The sequence below is a fragment of the Kumtagia ephedrae genome (assembly GCF_003012745.1).
Taxonomy (GTDB): Bacteria; Pseudomonadota; Alphaproteobacteria; order Rhizobiales; family Rhizobiaceae; genus Kumtagia; species Kumtagia ephedrae.
In genome coordinates this window covers 32,791-46,382 of the sequence record NZ_PXYK01000008.1, presented here as the reverse complement: position 1 = coordinate 46,382, position 13,592 = coordinate 32,791, and the positions used below count along the sequence as shown (strand labels likewise).

At 66.5% G+C, this 13,592-nt stretch carries 16 protein-coding genes; 8 read left to right on the top strand and 8 right to left on the bottom strand.

Annotated elements, in window-relative coordinates:
* Positions 1-407: 407 nt before the first annotated feature.
* The 3 genes from hdaA to C7I84_RS10135 are packed head-to-tail and all read right to left on the bottom strand — an operon-like array spanning position 408 to position 2,851.
* Positions 408-1,106, bottom strand: coding sequence for a DnaA regulatory inactivator HdaA (gene hdaA, locus C7I84_RS10145; protein ID WP_106772063.1), 699 nt, complete (start codon positions 1,104-1,106; stop codon positions 408-410).
* 52 nt (positions 1,107-1,158) lie between these two features.
* Positions 1,159-2,322 carry an AI-2E family transporter gene (locus tag C7I84_RS10140; protein ID WP_106772062.1) on the bottom strand — a complete coding sequence of 388 codons (1,164 nt, stop codon included), beginning with the start codon at positions 2,320-2,322 and terminating at the stop codon, positions 1,159-1,161.
* Entirely contained in the window at positions 2,294-2,851 is a 558-nt protein-coding gene (locus C7I84_RS10135) for a CDP-alcohol phosphatidyltransferase family protein (protein ID WP_106772061.1), read from the bottom strand. The genes C7I84_RS10140 and C7I84_RS10135 overlap by 29 nt, the downstream gene beginning before the upstream one ends.
* A 150-nt stretch (positions 2,852-3,001) precedes the next feature.
* Here C7I84_RS10135 and purM point away from each other — a divergent pair, with 150 nt between their 5' ends.
* Genes purM through C7I84_RS10115 form a run of 4 tightly spaced genes read left to right on the top strand, consistent with a single transcriptional unit; the run spans position 3,002 to position 6,427 of the window.
* A complete protein-coding gene (purM, locus tag C7I84_RS10130; RefSeq protein ID WP_106772060.1) occupies positions 3,002-4,066 on the top strand; it encodes a phosphoribosylformylglycinamidine cyclo-ligase in 1,065 nt (354 codons plus the stop codon).
* On the top strand, positions 4,063-4,767 hold the full coding sequence (purN, locus tag C7I84_RS10125; RefSeq protein ID WP_106772059.1) for a phosphoribosylglycinamide formyltransferase: 705 nt from the start codon (positions 4,063-4,065) through the stop codon (positions 4,765-4,767). The genes purM and purN overlap by 4 nt, the downstream gene beginning before the upstream one ends.
* A gap of 45 nt (positions 4,768-4,812) precedes the next feature.
* Positions 4,813-5,844, top strand: coding sequence for a phytanoyl-CoA dioxygenase family protein (locus C7I84_RS10120; RefSeq protein WP_207770989.1), 1,032 nt, complete (start codon positions 4,813-4,815; stop codon positions 5,842-5,844).
* 58 nt (positions 5,845-5,902) lie between these two features.
* Positions 5,903-6,427 (top strand): SixA phosphatase family protein, encoded by a 525-nt coding sequence (locus tag C7I84_RS10115; RefSeq protein WP_106772058.1) that lies wholly within the window; start codon positions 5,903-5,905, stop codon positions 6,425-6,427.
* Positions 6,428-6,454: 27 nt separating this feature from the next.
* Here C7I84_RS10115 and C7I84_RS10110 read toward each other — a convergent pair whose 3' ends face one another.
* From C7I84_RS10110 to C7I84_RS10100, 4 genes are all read right to left on the bottom strand, one after another.
* The gene (locus C7I84_RS10110; RefSeq protein ID WP_106772057.1) at positions 6,455-8,578 is read right to left on the bottom strand and encodes a molybdopterin-containing oxidoreductase family protein; all 2,124 of its coding nucleotides are present in this window, start codon (positions 8,576-8,578) and stop codon (positions 6,455-6,457) included.
* A gap of 43 nt (positions 8,579-8,621) precedes the next feature.
* On the bottom strand, positions 8,622-8,888 hold the full coding sequence (locus C7I84_RS10105) for a toxin-antitoxin system HicB family antitoxin (RefSeq protein ID WP_106772056.1): 267 nt from the start codon (positions 8,886-8,888) through the stop codon (positions 8,622-8,624).
* Positions 8,889-8,970: 82 nt separating this feature from the next.
* Positions 8,971-9,096 (bottom strand): hypothetical protein, encoded by a 126-nt coding sequence (locus C7I84_RS30850; protein WP_280954220.1) that lies wholly within the window; start codon positions 9,094-9,096, stop codon positions 8,971-8,973.
* Positions 9,097-9,151: 55 nt separating this feature from the next.
* Complete coding sequence (locus tag C7I84_RS10100) at positions 9,152-11,029, bottom strand: ABC-F family ATP-binding cassette domain-containing protein (RefSeq protein ID WP_106772055.1); 1,878 nt, start codon at positions 11,027-11,029, stop codon at positions 9,152-9,154.
* Positions 11,030-11,133: 104 nt separating this feature from the next.
* Here C7I84_RS10100 and C7I84_RS10095 point away from each other — a divergent pair, with 104 nt between their 5' ends.
* Together C7I84_RS10095 and vapC are read left to right on the top strand one after the other, a co-directional pair.
* Positions 11,134-11,334 carry a type II toxin-antitoxin system VapB family antitoxin gene (locus tag C7I84_RS10095; RefSeq protein WP_106772054.1) on the top strand — a complete coding sequence of 67 codons (201 nt, stop codon included), beginning with the start codon at positions 11,134-11,136 and terminating at the stop codon, positions 11,332-11,334.
* On the top strand, positions 11,331-11,732 hold the full coding sequence (gene vapC, locus C7I84_RS10090; protein WP_106772053.1) for a type II toxin-antitoxin system VapC family toxin: 402 nt from the start codon (positions 11,331-11,333) through the stop codon (positions 11,730-11,732). Before C7I84_RS10095 ends, vapC begins: the two co-directional genes overlap by 4 nt.
* Before the next feature lie 8 nt (positions 11,733-11,740).
* Here vapC and C7I84_RS10085 read toward each other — a convergent pair whose 3' ends face one another.
* Positions 11,741-12,253, bottom strand: coding sequence for a DinB family protein (locus C7I84_RS10085; RefSeq protein WP_106772052.1), 513 nt, complete (start codon positions 12,251-12,253; stop codon positions 11,741-11,743).
* Positions 12,254-12,321: 68 nt separating this feature from the next.
* Between C7I84_RS10085 and C7I84_RS10080 the strand changes: the two genes are divergently transcribed.
* Together C7I84_RS10080 and ndk are read left to right on the top strand one after the other, a co-directional pair.
* Positions 12,322-13,014 (top strand): glutathione S-transferase family protein, encoded by a 693-nt coding sequence (locus tag C7I84_RS10080; protein ID WP_106772051.1) that lies wholly within the window; start codon positions 12,322-12,324, stop codon positions 13,012-13,014.
* Positions 13,015-13,151: 137 nt separating this feature from the next.
* Positions 13,152-13,574 (top strand): nucleoside-diphosphate kinase, encoded by a 423-nt coding sequence (ndk, locus tag C7I84_RS10075; protein ID WP_106772050.1) that lies wholly within the window; start codon positions 13,152-13,154, stop codon positions 13,572-13,574.
* Positions 13,575-13,592: the final 18 nt, after the last annotated feature.

The window sequence follows — 13,592 nt, the reverse complement described above, 5'->3', positions numbered from 1 at the left end:
CTCACCAACAGAATGAAACGATAACTCCCTAGCCAAGTCAACATGGAATTTATATTCCATTGCAGCAGAGGCCCCCACGCGACGGCGCCCAGCCAGGCGACCCGTTGGACTTGTAACGGCTGGTGACCAAGGCGGGCGCCGGACGGGCGGCTGGTCGAGAATGGCTCCGCGACCGCGTTGCGATCGGGTCCGGTCTGCCGGCTTTGTCCACGCGGATCGCTCCTGGACATCGCGCCGACGCGAACAACATCGACACGACTTATTCCATGCGAGGAGAAGCGGACGGAGCGCCGTTCGCCCCCGGCTGCCACCAAAGCCTTAGCCGGGGATTGTCGGCAATGCAGGCTCGGCCGGCGGCGACCGCGCCGATCGGCAGGACCGCCGTCCGGAGGAGCCGACTGCCGGCGTTAGATACCCGGCTCCCCGCGGCCGTGCTCCATCTCCGCCAGCGCTTCCGCCGCCAGCGCGCGGGTGATGCGCGACTTGCGTTCCAGGGCGATGGCGTCGAGCCGGCCGACGATACGGATGGCCGCCGACAGCGAGCGCTCGATGCGCCGTTCCAGGAACTGCACGACGCTGGGCTCCACCTCCACCTGGCGGTCGGCGAAGAGTTTCGTGATGACGCCGGCGAGCAACTGGTCGTCGGGCTCTTGGATTTCGACCACGGTCGCCGCCTTGAGCCGCGAGGCGAGGTCGGGGAGCGTTACGCTCCATGCCGAGGGGAAGCGCGGCGCGGTGAGCAGCAGATGCCCGCCGCCGGCGCGCACGCGGTTGATCAGGTGGAACAGCCCGGTCTGATCGAGGCGCGGCGTGTCGGCGTCCTCCACGAGGAACTCCAGCCTCGCCTCGCGTGTGCCCGCCTCGGCGACGGCTTCGGCGCTGAGCGGCGCGGCGGCGGCACGCTCGCGCCAGATCGCGGCCAGGTGCGACTTGCCCGACCCCGGCGGGCCGGCGAGCACGACCACGGGGGACGGCCAGTCGGGCCAGCGCTCCACCAGTACGAGGGCATCGCGGTTGGCGGCGGAGACGACGAGGTCGTCGCGGCTGAGGCCGGCGACGTGGCCGAGGTCGAGCGGCAATTGCCGCGGGCGGTCGGGCATGGGCATGTCTTTCACGCGCCCCGAAGGGCGGCGGCGGGAAGGAAGGCAACCATGGCCGCTAGTCCACGGGTTCGGACCTGCCGGCACGCACAGGCGGCGCCTCGTCCTGCGAGTGGCCGACATAAAGCGGCGAATCGAGGTAGCGCGAGATGGCGAAGCGCACCAGCACGGCGATCGCCGCCGCGGACGGCACGGCGATCAGCAGACCGACGAAGCCGAACAGCGCGCCGAAGGCGAACAGCGCGAACATCAGCCATACCGGATGCAGGCCGACGCTCTTGCCGACCAGCCGCGGCTGCAGGATGTTGCCCTCGATGAACTGGCCGATGAAGAAGACCACCGCCACCGCCAGGATCATCAGCCAGTCCGGCCAGAACTGCACGAAGGCAACGCCGATCGAAAGCGTCAGGCCGACCAGCGAGCCGACATAGGGAATGAAGCTGATCAGTCCTGCGAACAGGCCGATCAGGATGCCGAAATTCAGTCCGGTCAAGGTAAGGCCGACAGCATACATGATGCCGAGCACCAGGCAGAGCGTGCCCTGCCCGCGCACGAAGCCTGCCGTCGCAGCGTTGATATCGGCAAAGATCTGGCGGACCGTGCCGACGTGGTCGCGCGGAACCCAGCTGTCCACCTTGGCGACCATGCGGTCCCAGTCGAGCAGCATGTAGAACGCCACGACCGGCGTCACCACGAACAGGCCGGCGACGCTGACCAGCGCCATGCCCGAGCTCCAGATCGAGGTGAAGATGGTGGTCACGAAGCCGGCGCCGGAAGCGAGCAGCGAATTCAGGCCCTCGCGCAGGTCGTTTGCGCTGACGCCGAAGCGGCGTTCCAGCCACTGCGGGTCGAAGCTGGTGATGAGCGCCTGCAGGCGGCTCAGATATTCCGGCGCCTTGGCGGCGAAGTCCGAGAGCTGCGAGGCGAGGAGCGGCACCAGGATCACCAGAGCGATCACCAGCACGAGGACGAAGGTGATCAGGATGACGATGGTCGCCATGAGGCGCGACAGGCCGAGCCGCTGCAGCCTGTCGGCGACCGGATCGAGGAAATAGGCGAGCACCATGCCGGCGACGAAGGGCAGCAGGATCTCGCTGAAGATGTAGAGGAAGAACGCGACGATTACGGCGGCGATGATCCAGAACCGTATCTGGCGCTGGAGCGTGCCCGACGGTGCTTCCCCGGCGGGAGCCTCAGCGCTGCGTTGTCGTGCTTTCGCCATAGCCGTTCATGTGCCTCAGCCACGCGACGAGATAGGCCGCTGCGGAAGCGACGGTCAAGAGGCCGCAGAGATAGACGAGGCCGTCGAGCGGCCAGCCGAAATCGGTCCGGAAGGCGAGTTCGGCGAGGACCACGATCACCAGCACGATCTGCAGCGCCGTGTTGGCCTTGGAGACCAGCAGCGGCTTCATCTCCACCGGCCGCGCCATCACGGAGGACAGGATGACCGCGGTGACGATCAGCGCGTCGCGGGTTACGGCCGCGATCACCAGCCACAGCGGCAGCTCGCCCATCATCCCGAGCACGACGAAGACGCTGACCAGAAGCAGCTTGTCGGCGACCGGGTCGAGATAGGCACCGAACTCGCTGCGCTGGTTGAACTGCCGCGCGATGAAGCCGTCGACGGCGTCGGAGACGCCGGCGATGACAAAACCCGCGAAGGCCCAGTCCATGCGCCCCGACAGCATGGCGTATACGACGCCCGGCACCAGCAGGAAACGCAGGATGGTGATCAGGTTCGGGATGGTCACGAACCGTTTCTCCCCAAATCATTCCATTGGCATACATGGTCGAGAGGCCGGCAACCCGCAAGTGCCAGAAGCCGCGCTTGCACTGGCCGCCTTGCGAGGCGATACGGTTCATGCGAAGAGCCGGGTCTGCGAACAGCCGGGAAGCAAGCGATGAGCGGGCAGAAAAACGGGCTCACCTATGCCCAGGCCGGCGTCGACATCGACGCCGGCAACGACATGGTGGAGCGGATCAAGCCGCTGGTGCGGTCGACCCGGCGCCCCGGCGCCGACGGCGAAATCGGCGGCTTCGGCGGCCTCTTCGATCTGAAGGCCGCCGGCTTCACCGATCCCGTGCTGGTCGCCGCCAATGACGGTGTCGGCACCAAGCTGAAGATCGCCATCGATTCAGGCAGGCACGACACGATCGGCATCGACCTCGTCGCCATGTGCGTCAACGATCTCGTCGTCCAGGGTGCCGAGCCGCTGTTCTTCCTCGACTATTTCGCCACCGGCAAGCTCGATCCCGACCAGGGGACCGCGATCGTCGCCGGCATCGCCGCCGGCTGCCGGCAGGCCGGCTGCGCGCTGATCGGCGGCGAGACGGCCGAGATGCCCGGCATGTATCACGGCAGCGACTACGATCTCGCCGGCTTCGCCGTCGGAGCCGCCGAGCGCGGCCAGCTGCTGCCCACCGACGACATCGTCGAGGGCGACGTGTTGCTCGGCCTCGCCTCCTCCGGCGCCCATTCCAACGGCTTTTCGCTGATCCGCCGCATCGTCGAAATGTCCGGCCTCGGCTGGGGCGATCCCGCGCCGTTCGCCGACGGAGCCAGCCTCGGCGAGGCGCTGCTGGAGCCAACGCGCATCTATGTGAAGCCGATCCTCAAGGCTGTCCGGGGCACGCACGGCATCAAGGCCTTGGCGCACATCACCGGTGGCGGCTTTCCCGACAACATCCCGCGCGTGCTGCCGAAGGATTTTTCGGCCGAGCTCGACCTCGCCGCGATCGACGTGCCGCCGGTGTTCTCCTGGCTGGCCAAGACCGGCGGCGTGGCGCCGGAGGAGATGATGCGCACCTTCAATTGCGGCATCGGCATGATCGCCGTCGTGGCCGCCGGACAGGCCGCACAGGTCGCGGCGGTGCTCCAGGAAGCCGGCGAGACGGTGACGCCGGTCGGCCGCATCGTGCCGCGGCGCGACGCCGGCGTCATCTACCGGGGATCGCTCGACCTATGACCCGTAAGCGCGTCGCCATCCTGATCTCCGGACGCGGTTCGAACATGGCGGCGCTGATCGCCGCCGCGAAGGAGGCCGACTTCCCCGCCGAAATCGTCGGCGTCATTTCCGACAAGGCGGACGCTGCCGGCCTGCTCGTTGCCGAGGCCGCCGGCATCCCGATCCGGGTCGTGCCCCGATCCGACTATTCCGGCAAGGAAGCGCATGATCAGGCGATCGATGCGACGCTGCATGCCTTCGGTACCGAGATCGTCTGCCTGGCCGGCTACATGCGGCTCCTGACCGACGCCTTCGTCGCCGAATGGCAGGGCAGGATGATCAACATCCACCCGGCGCTGCTGCCGCTGTTCAGGGGCCTCGACACGCATCGCAAGGCCCTGGCAGCGGGCGTGCGTATCCATGGCTGCACCGTGCATTTCGTGACGGCGGAGATGGATGGCGGGCCGATCATAGCGCAGGCGGCCGTGCCGGTGCTGCCGGACGACGACGCCGACACGCTGGCTGTTCGGGTGCTGAAGGCCGAGCATCGCCTCTATCCGCGGGCATTGAAGCTGGTCGCCGAGGGCAAGGCCCGGATGGTGAGCGGCGCGACCGTGTTCGATCCTTCCACCCCGGTTGTCTCGGAGATGGCCGCGCTCGATTCCCTGGTAGCGTCGGCCGGCCAGATCGACCTGGAGGCGCTGGCACGGTTCACGCCGTGAGCATGGATTGCGACCCATCAGGCGCGAGGTCATGAGGCATCCCTGATGAATCTCCGCGGGCCACTCGGCTATCTGCTTTTTCCGCTGTCGGCGCTGAGGCTGGTCTCGGGCTACAAGTCCTTCGCCGACCCGCTGATTGGAGACGCCGGCCTCAACCGGCGGGGGCTGCATGTCTGGCGGATGCGCCTTGCGCATCGCATCGCCGACATGCGGCGTGGCCGGCTGGCAAGGCTCGTGCCGGAGGTGGATCGGGCCTTCTTTGCCGAACACGGTTTCGTCGAGAAGCGCAACCTCCTCCAGGAAACCGACTATGCCGCGCTGGTCGAGGAAATCCGCGTGCTCACGGCACCCGCCCGCGACATGATCGAGGGCAACGCCGTGACCCGGCGCATCGCGGTCACGCCGGCAGTCCTGGCGCGGGCGCCGCATCTGCGCCTGCTGCTCGAATCGGCCGAGTGGCGCGGTCTCACCCGCTATATCGGCGGCTTCAACGCCGAGCCGATCGTCTGCATCCAGACGATCTTCGCACTGTCGGGCGGGTCCAGGTCCGACCCTCAGACGAAGCTGCACATGGACACATTCCACCCGACGATGAAGGCCTGGTTCTTCCTCCATGGCGTCGAACCGGATCAGGGGCCGTTCACTTACGTGCCCGGCTCGCATCGGCCGACGAAGCGGCGTCAGGCCTGGCACAAGCGCCGGAGCGTGCTCGCGTCTCGGAAGGTCACCAAGGGAGGCGCATTCCGCGTCGCCGACGAACAGCTCCCGATCCTGCGACTGCCGGGCAGGCATACCTTCGCCGTCCCCGGAAACACGCTGGTGGTGGCCGACACCTTCGGCCTGCATGCACGCGGTCTGTCGCTGCGGCCGTCGACGCGTGTGGAGATCTATGCCTCGATGCGGCCGAACCCGTTCAATCCGCTGACTTTCCTGGACACGGCCCTGCTGCCGTTCGTGCACGGGCGGAAGCTACAGATCGGCTGGTGGATGGAGGACTTGCTCGTAAGCCTGGGCCTGACGCGGCGGATCTGGAAGAAGGTCGGACGTGTCAGTCCATGGCAGCGTTCCGGAGCCTGATCGGCCGAGGTGCCTCGTTCTGGACGCAGCGAAATGCGCTGCATCAAAGGATAGCTGCATGAAGACGCTGCTGCTGCTTCGCCATGCGAAGTCGAGCTGGGCCGACGACACGCTCGACGATTTCGACCGGCCGCTCGCCCTGCGCGGCATGAAGGCGGCGCCTCGAATGGGGCGCGAACTCACCTGGCGTGACTGGCTGCCGGACGCGGCGCTCGTGTCGCCTGCCCGACGCACCGTGCAGAGCTGGAACCTTGTTGCGGCCGAACTGCCGGAGACGCCCCAGGTCGAATTCTGCAAAGAACTCTACGAGGCATCGGCGGAGCAGGTGCTGGACGAACTGCGAAAGACGGCCGGAGCGATCCGCACGCTGCTGGTGCTCGGCCACAATCCCGGGCTCGGTGATCTGGCAAAGCAGCTCGCCGCCCCCGCGTCGGACGCCCTCGCCCTGAAGCAGCTCGATGAGAAATTTCCGACGGCCGCCCTCGCCCGTCTCGTCTTCGATGCCGGTTGGGCAGACCTGCGCCTCGGCACGGCGCGGCTCACCCATTGCCTGCGGCCGAAGGATTTAGACCAGGGGCCTTAGCTGCGAACACTGCGACCAAGCGTGGCCTCACGCCGCCTTGCGCACCCACACCCGGTTGTCGTGGAACGCCGCGCCGCCATAGGGCGGCGGCGCGTCCGCGCCGGTCAGCACGTTGATGCCCTCGCCGCGCTCGTGCGCGTCGTTCGGCCAGATGCCTTCGGCGATGACGACGCCGCGGCGCACCCCCTCGAACAGCTTTGCATGCAGCACCACCTCGCCGCGCCGGTTGCCGATCTCGACGCGGTCGCCGCCTTCGAAGCCGAGCGCCGCGGCGTCCTCCGGGTGGACCAGCAACTCCGGCCGGCCCTCGCGCTGGCGCGAGCCGGGCGTCTCGGTGAAGCTGGAATTGAGGAAGGAGCGCGCCGGCGAGGTCGCCAGGCGGAACGAGTGCTCGGCGTCCGGAACCTCGATCAGTTCGACATGGTCGGGGAATTCCGGAAGCCGCGCCACATCGCCCTGGATGCCGATGCTCCTCGGCGGCCGGTTAGGCGCGACCGTGCCGGTCCAGTCCGGCCGGAACCGGAATTTTCCGTCGGCGTGGCCAAAACCCTTCAGGAAATGCGCGGTCTCGAAATCCGGCTGGAGGTCGGCCCAGCGTTCCTCCCGGAAGCTGTCGAACGTGCCCAGCCCCTTCTTTTCCAGCATCACCTCGATGTGCTCGCGCTCGGTCATGCCGAAGCCCGGCAGATGCGCGACGCCGAGCCGTCTGGCCAGTTCCTCGATGACGAAATGGTTGGGGCGCGGCCCTTCCGGCGGCTCGATCAGTTTCGGCCCGAGCGTGACATGCTGGTTGCCGCCGCCCTTGTAGATGTCGTCGTGCTCCAGGAACATGGTGGCCGGCAGCACGACGTCGGCGAGTTTTGCCGTATCGGTCATGAACTGCTCGTGCACGCAGGTGAACAGGTCGTCGCGCAGAAACCCCTTCTTCACCAGCCGCTGCTCGGGGCAGACATTGGCGGGGTTGGTGTTCTGGATCAGCATCGCCGTCACCGGCGGGCCGCCGTTCAGCGCTTCCGGCGCACCCGTCAGGATCGGACCGATGCGCGACTGGTCGAGGAAGCGGATGTTCGGGTCGCGCAGCCGCGCGCCATCCAGCAGCTCGGTGTTGAGTTTCAGCACGCCCGAATTGGAATGGAAGGCGCCGCCGCCCTCATATTGCCAGCAGCCGGTGACGGCGGCGACCGACAGCGCCGCATGCATGTTCACCGAGCCGTTGCGCTGGCGGGCAAAACCATAGCCGAGGCGGAAGAAGGTTTTCTGCGTCGTGCCGACCAGTTGCGCGAAAGCCTCGATCTCGGCGGCCGAAAGCCCGGTGATCGCCGAAGCCCATTCCGGCGTCCTCGTGCGCAGGTGCTCCTCCAGCCCCCGGGCATCGTCCGTGTACTTCTCCAGATAGGCCCTATCGGCAAGACCATCGCGGAACAGCACATGCATGACCGCGCAGGCGAGCGCGCCGTCGGTGCCCGGCCTGACGATCAGCCCCATGTCGGCCTGCTTCACCGTCGGATTGTCGTAGATGTCGACGACCACGATCTTCGCGCCGCGCTCCTTGCGGGCGCGCACGGCGTAGGTCATCACGTTGACCTGGGTGACCACAGCATTGGTGCCCCAGATGACGACACAGTCGGACTTCGCCATCTCGCGCGGATCGGCGCCGCGCAGCGCGCCGGCGCCCATGACCCAGCCGGTCCAGGCGAGATTGGTGCAGATGGTGTCGAAGAAGCCGGAATATTTCTTGGCGTGCCGCAACCGGTGGATGCCATCACGCTGCACCAGCCCCATCGTGCCCGCGTAATAATAGGGCCAGACGGTCTCGCTGCCGAACTTCGCCTCGGCCGCCTCGAATTTTTCGGCGACCAGATCGAGCGCCGCCTCCCAGCTCGCTTCCTTCCAGGCGCCTTCCCCCTTGGCGCCGGCGCGCACCAGCGGCTTCAGCAGTCGGCCCGGATGATGCACACGCTCGGCATAGCGCGCCACCTTGGCGCAGATGACCCCGGCCGTGTAGGAATTGTCCTTGGCGCCATGGACGCGGCCGATGGTGCGCTCGTCGATCAGCTCGACGTCGAGCGCGCAGGTCGACGGACAGTCGTGCGGGCAGGCCGAATGGCCAATCTTGAGTTTTGCTGACGCGATGCGGGCGTGCTGGTTCATGAAGCGACGCTTAGCAATTTTCTGCAGGCGTGCGTAGGGCCAGCTATTCCTTATTGCCGGGCTGCGGCGCGAAGACGTCCCCGTCTTCCGGCGGCTCGTGGCCGGCTGCGTCGAGAAACGCCAGGAACGTCTTGCGGTCGCCGCGGGCGGCGCGCTTGCGAAAGAACTCTTCGGTCTCCAGCGCAGAGAGCTTTTCCGCGACCGCCACGTTAATGAACTGGTTGAGGCTCGTCCCTTCCGCCGAGGCGACGCGCTCGGCCGCGTTCTTGAGCGAAGGCTGGAGGCGCAGGGCGTAGTTCGCTTTGGTCATGCCAGTCTCCTCATCAGTTCCGCTGGAGTAACTATCTCGATCCCGAAACGCGAGGCCGGCGCAAAATGCCCAGAGTTGAAGGTCACGATGCAGCCAGATAATCCAGAAAACCCGCGACCGCGCCGACATTCAGTCCCGTCGCCAGCAAATGCTCGGGCCGTGTCAGAACCGCCTCGTATTCCAGGAAAAGCGGTACGCTCGCCACCATTCGGAAGACCTTGTCGTCGGCCGCCCGAAGCCGGTAATATACAACAAAAAGTCGCCTACTCCGCCGTCGCCGCCTCATACTCCGCCGACATCTCCAGCCAGCGCTCTTCCTGGCTCCCGAGTTGCGCGGCAAGCTGCGCGCGCTCCTTGGCGAGTTGGGTGGCCGTCGTCGGGTCCTTCTCGTAGACGGCCGGATCGGCGAGCCGGTCCTCGAGTTGGTCGATGCGCTTGCGCAGCCGGTCCATCAGCGCCTCGGTGGCGCGAATTTCCTTGGCCAGCGGCTCGGCGGAGGCGCGGCGCGCGGCCGCCTCGCGGCGGCGGTCGGCCTTCGACGCCTTCTCCGCCTCGCGCTTCTCGCGCCGGTCGGCCGAGACGCCGGTGACGATCTGCCGATAGTCGGCCATGTCCCCGTCGAACGGGTTCACCGCGCCGTCCTTGACCAGCCACAGCCGGTCGGCCGTCGCCTCGATCAGGTGGCGGTCGTGGGAAATCAGGATGACGGCGCCGGGAAAATCGTTCAGCGCCAGCATCAGCGCCTCGCGCGAGTCGATGTCGAGGTGGTTGGTCGGCTCGTCGAGGATGAACAGGTTCGGCCCGTCGAAGGCGGACAGCCCCATCAGCAGCCGCGCCTTCTCGCCGCCCGACAGATCCTTGGCCGGCGTGTTCATCTTCTCCGTCGTCAGCCCGAACTGGGCGACGCGCGCCCGCACCTTCGATTCCGGCGCCTCCGGCATCATGCGGCGCACATGCTCGTAGGCGTTTTCTTCCGGCCTGAGGTCGTCGAGCTGGTGCTGCGCGAAGATCGACACCTTCAGTCCGGGCGCGATCGTCATCGTGCCGGCGTCCCCCTTCAGCCGCCCGGCCAGAAGCTTGGCGAAGGTCGACTTGCCGTTGCCGTTGGCGCCGAGCAGGGCGATGCGGTCGTCGGCGTCGATCCTGAGCGACAGCTTCTTCAGGATGGGGCTGCCGGGCTGATAGCCCACCGAAACCCCGTCCAGCGCCACGATCGGCGAAGCCACCGTCTTCACCGGCTCGGGAAAGTTGAACGGCCGCACCGTGTCGTCGATCGCGGCCGCGATCGGCTTCATCTTCTCCAGCGCCTTGATGCGCGACTGCGCCTGCCTGGCTTTCGACGCCTTGGCGCGGAAGCGGTCGACGAAGGACTGCAGGTGCTTTCGCTGCGCCTCCTGCTTGACGCGGCTCTTCTCCTGCAGTTCAAGCTGCTCGGAACGCTGGCGCTCGAACTGGTCGTAGCCGCCGCGCCAGAAGGTCAGCTTCTGCTGGTCGAGATGGACGATCGAGTTGACGGCGCGGTTGAGCAGGTCGCGGTCGTGGCTGATCAGGAGCACCGTACGCGGATATTTGGCGACGTAGGTCTCCAGCCACAGCGTGCCTTCGAGGTCGAGATAGTTGGTCGGCTCGTCGAGCAGCAGCAGATCCGGCTCCGAGAACAACACCGCGGCCAGCGCCACGCGCATGCGCCAGCCGCCGGAAAAGGACGAGGCCGGCCGCTGCTGCGCCTCGGCGTCGAAGCCGAGGCCGGCGAGAATGGTAGCGGCGCGCGCCTCGGCCGTATGCGCGTCGATGTCGGCCAGCCGGATGTGGATCTCGGCGATGCGCTCCGGGTCGGTCGCGGTCTTCTCTTCCGCCAGCAGCGCGGCGCGCTCCTTGTCGGCGGACAGCACGATGTCGATCAGCGGCTCCTCTGTCCCGGGCGCCTCCTGAGCGACCTGGCCGATGCGCGTGTTCTTCGGCAGCGCGATCGAACCGGTCTCACTGGAAAGATCGCCGGTGATGGCGCGGAACAGCGTGGTCTTGCCCGTGCCGTTTCGGCCGACCAGCCCCGCCTTCGTGCCTTCCGGCAGGAAGAGCGAGGCATGATCGAGGAGGAGCCGTCCGGCGACGCGGAGCGAAAGATCGGTGATGGTCAGCATGGCCCTGCGCTTTTGGCCGAAGGCTGGAGCAAGGGCAAGGCGGGCGTTGAACAAATATGGTGCGATGTGTATACTGGCAACGACAATACACATCGAGAGCCGGCATGCGCACGAACATTGATATCGACGAGAAGGCCGTGAAAGAGTTGATGGCCATGACCGGCGCCAGGACCATGAAAGAAGCCGTCAACAACGCCGTGCGCGATCAGTTGAGGCAGCAGCGCGCCATCAATGTTTTGCGCAGCTTGCGGGGCAAGGTCGAATGGGAGGGCGACCTCGACGCAATGCGGCGTGACCGTTTTTGATCCTCGTCGACACATCGGTATGGGTCGCGTTCTTCAGACAGCACGCCTCAACGGATACTCTCGCTCTGGATGATCTGCTGGCGGCGAAGAAAGTTCTCGTCGGCGACCTGATCGCCGCGGAAGTCCTGCAAGGCATCAAGGGCGCGAGGGAAGAGAAGCTGGTCGCGTCAGCGCTGCTGCGCCTTCCGTCCAGAGACCTGTGCGGGATGGAGATTGCCCTCAAGGCTGCCGGGAACTACCGCAGGCTGCGCGCGAAGGGTGTAACCATTCGCGGCACAGTCGATGTCGTCATCGCCACCTGGTGCATCGAAAACGACGTGCCGCTGCTGCACAACGACCGCGATTTCATCGCCATGGAATCCGAACTCGGCCTGAAGGCCTACAATCGTTCGGTGTGACCCCGGTCTCACGCAAACGCCCTGCCCTCGTCGGTGCGCTGGAAATAGATGAGGTCGAGCGTCAGCGACGGCTTGCCCAGGCCCGTCAGGATCGTGTGCATCTGGCCGCGATGGTGGGTCTGGTGGTTGAACAGATGCGCCAGCGCCGGCGCCAGCCGCTGCGAGATGGTGCGCACGTCGGTGGCGGTGATGTAGGTGAAACGGCCGGCGAACTGCTCTTCGCCCAGGCCGGCGATCCATCCGACGATGCGGTCGTCCTCGGCGATCCGCGCCTTGCGCAGCGGCGCGAAATCCCGGTGCAGGATCGCGTCCAGCCTGGCCGGCGCGTCGCCCTCGCCGGTAAAACGCTTCATCCAGATGCGGTCGGTGGCGAGCAGATGGTTGAGCGTGCCCATGGCGGACGTGAAGAACGCGCCGGTGTCGCGTGAAAACTCCTCCGCCGTCAACTCGGCCACAGCGTCGTAGACGCGCTGATTGGCCCAACGGTTGTAGGCGGCGAACATCTGGAAATGCTGCTTCATCGGCTTCCCTTCCGGGCTCGGTGCGGCGACAGTCACGCTCCTCTTATCCGCAAGGACACGGGCCGCCAATGACCATCCTCCTCTACGAACTCGCCGGCGCCGACACGTCGCGCCCCTTCAGCCCGCACTGCTGGAAGACGGTGCTGTCGCTGGCGCACAAGGGACTCGATTTCGAACGCCGGACCGTACCGTTCACCCGGGTCGGAGCGATCGAGGGTGGCATCTCCAGAACCGTCCCGGTGATCCGCGACGGCGACAAGGTCGTCCCTGATTCCTTCTCGATCGCGCTCTACCTGGATGAGACCTATCCCACGCGCCCGAGCCTGTTCGGCGGGCCGGGCGGCATCGCTGCGGCACGCTTCATCGAGCGCTGGTCGCAACTTACCGTCCATCCCTATCTCGGCGCGGCGGCGCTGCTCGATATCCATTCCATGCTGGCAGCGGAGGACCAGGCCTATTTCCGCGACAGCCGCGAGAAGCGTTTCGGCAAAAGGCTGGAGGAAGTTCCCCTCGACCGGGAAAGGCGGCTCGCCGCCTTTCGCGCAACACTGGAGCCGCTGCGCAGCATGCTTGCCTACCAGCCGTTCATCGGCGGGGCCTCGCCGCTTTTCGCCGACTACATCGTCTTCGGCGCCTTCCAGTGGATGCGCATCAGCTCGCCGTTCCAGGTTCTCCTGGCGGATGACCCGGTCGCCGTCTGGTTCGAGCGCTGCCTCGACCTTCATGGTGGCCTCGGGCGAAGCGTCAGCGCGGCAACCTGAAAACCTCGGCGTCCGGCCCAGGCTCCCGGAAGCTGGCCGGTAACCCGCCCCGCGCGGCAACCGGCCCCTTGGCAAGGGATCGGACGGCCTGTATACGCACCGCCACCTTCCCCTTTCACGCTTGACAAGGACATATCATGGCGATCGAACGCACGTTTTCGATGATCAAACCCGACGCGACCCGACGCAACCTCACCGGCGCGATCACCAAGATGCTCGAGGAGGCCGGCCTGCGCGTCGTCGCGTCGAAGCGCGTGTGGATGAGCCGCCGCGAGGCGGAGGGTTTTTATGCCGTGCACAAGGAGCGGCCGTTCTTCGGCGAGCTCGTCGAATTCATGTCGTCCGGTCCGACCATCGTGCAGGTCCTCGAGGGCGAGAACGCCATTGCCAGGAATCGCGAAGTGATGGGCGCCACCAACCCGGCCAATGCCGACGAGGGCACCATCCGCAAGGTGCATGCGCTGTCGATCGGCGAGAATTCCGTGCACGGCTCCGACGGCGCGGAGACCGCCGCGCAGGAGATCCGCTACTGGTTCTCCGACACCGAGATCGTCGGCTGATCCCAAGCCGAACGGCGA

Coding starts and splice junctions, on each gene's coding strand:
- C7I84_RS10105 (WP_106772056.1), bottom strand. CDS start 8,888: ATGACCAAAGCGAACTACGCCCTGCGCCTCCAGCCTTCGCTCAAGAAC.
- C7I84_RS30850 (WP_280954220.1), bottom strand. CDS start 9,096: ATGGTGGCGAGCGTACCGCTTTTCCTGGAATACGAGGCGGTTCTGACA.
- purM (WP_106772060.1), top strand. CDS start 3,002: ATGAGCGGGCAGAAAAACGGGCTCACCTATGCCCAGGCCGGCGTCGAC.
- C7I84_RS10095 (WP_106772054.1), top strand. CDS start 11,134: ATGCGCACGAACATTGATATCGACGAGAAGGCCGTGAAAGAGTTGATG.
- C7I84_RS10100 (WP_106772055.1), bottom strand. CDS start 11,029: ATGCTGACCATCACCGATCTTTCGCTCCGCGTCGCCGGACGGCTCCTC.
- ndk (WP_106772050.1), top strand. CDS start 13,152: ATGGCGATCGAACGCACGTTTTCGATGATCAAACCCGACGCGACCCGA.
- C7I84_RS10085 (WP_106772052.1), bottom strand. CDS start 12,253: ATGAAGCAGCATTTCCAGATGTTCGCCGCCTACAACCGTTGGGCCAAT.
- C7I84_RS10080 (WP_106772051.1), top strand. CDS start 12,322: ATGACCATCCTCCTCTACGAACTCGCCGGCGCCGACACGTCGCGCCCC.
- C7I84_RS10115 (WP_106772058.1), top strand. CDS start 5,903: ATGAAGACGCTGCTGCTGCTTCGCCATGCGAAGTCGAGCTGGGCCGAC.
- C7I84_RS10120 (WP_207770989.1), top strand. CDS start 4,813: ATGAATCTCCGCGGGCCACTCGGCTATCTGCTTTTTCCGCTGTCGGCG.
- C7I84_RS10140 (WP_106772062.1), bottom strand. CDS start 2,322: ATGGCGAAAGCACGACAACGCAGCGCTGAGGCTCCCGCCGGGGAAGCA.
- C7I84_RS10110 (WP_106772057.1), bottom strand. CDS start 8,578: ATGAACCAGCACGCCCGCATCGCGTCAGCAAAACTCAAGATTGGCCAT.
- purN (WP_106772059.1), top strand. CDS start 4,063: ATGACCCGTAAGCGCGTCGCCATCCTGATCTCCGGACGCGGTTCGAAC.
- hdaA (WP_106772063.1), bottom strand. CDS start 1,106: ATGCCCATGCCCGACCGCCCGCGGCAATTGCCGCTCGACCTCGGCCAC.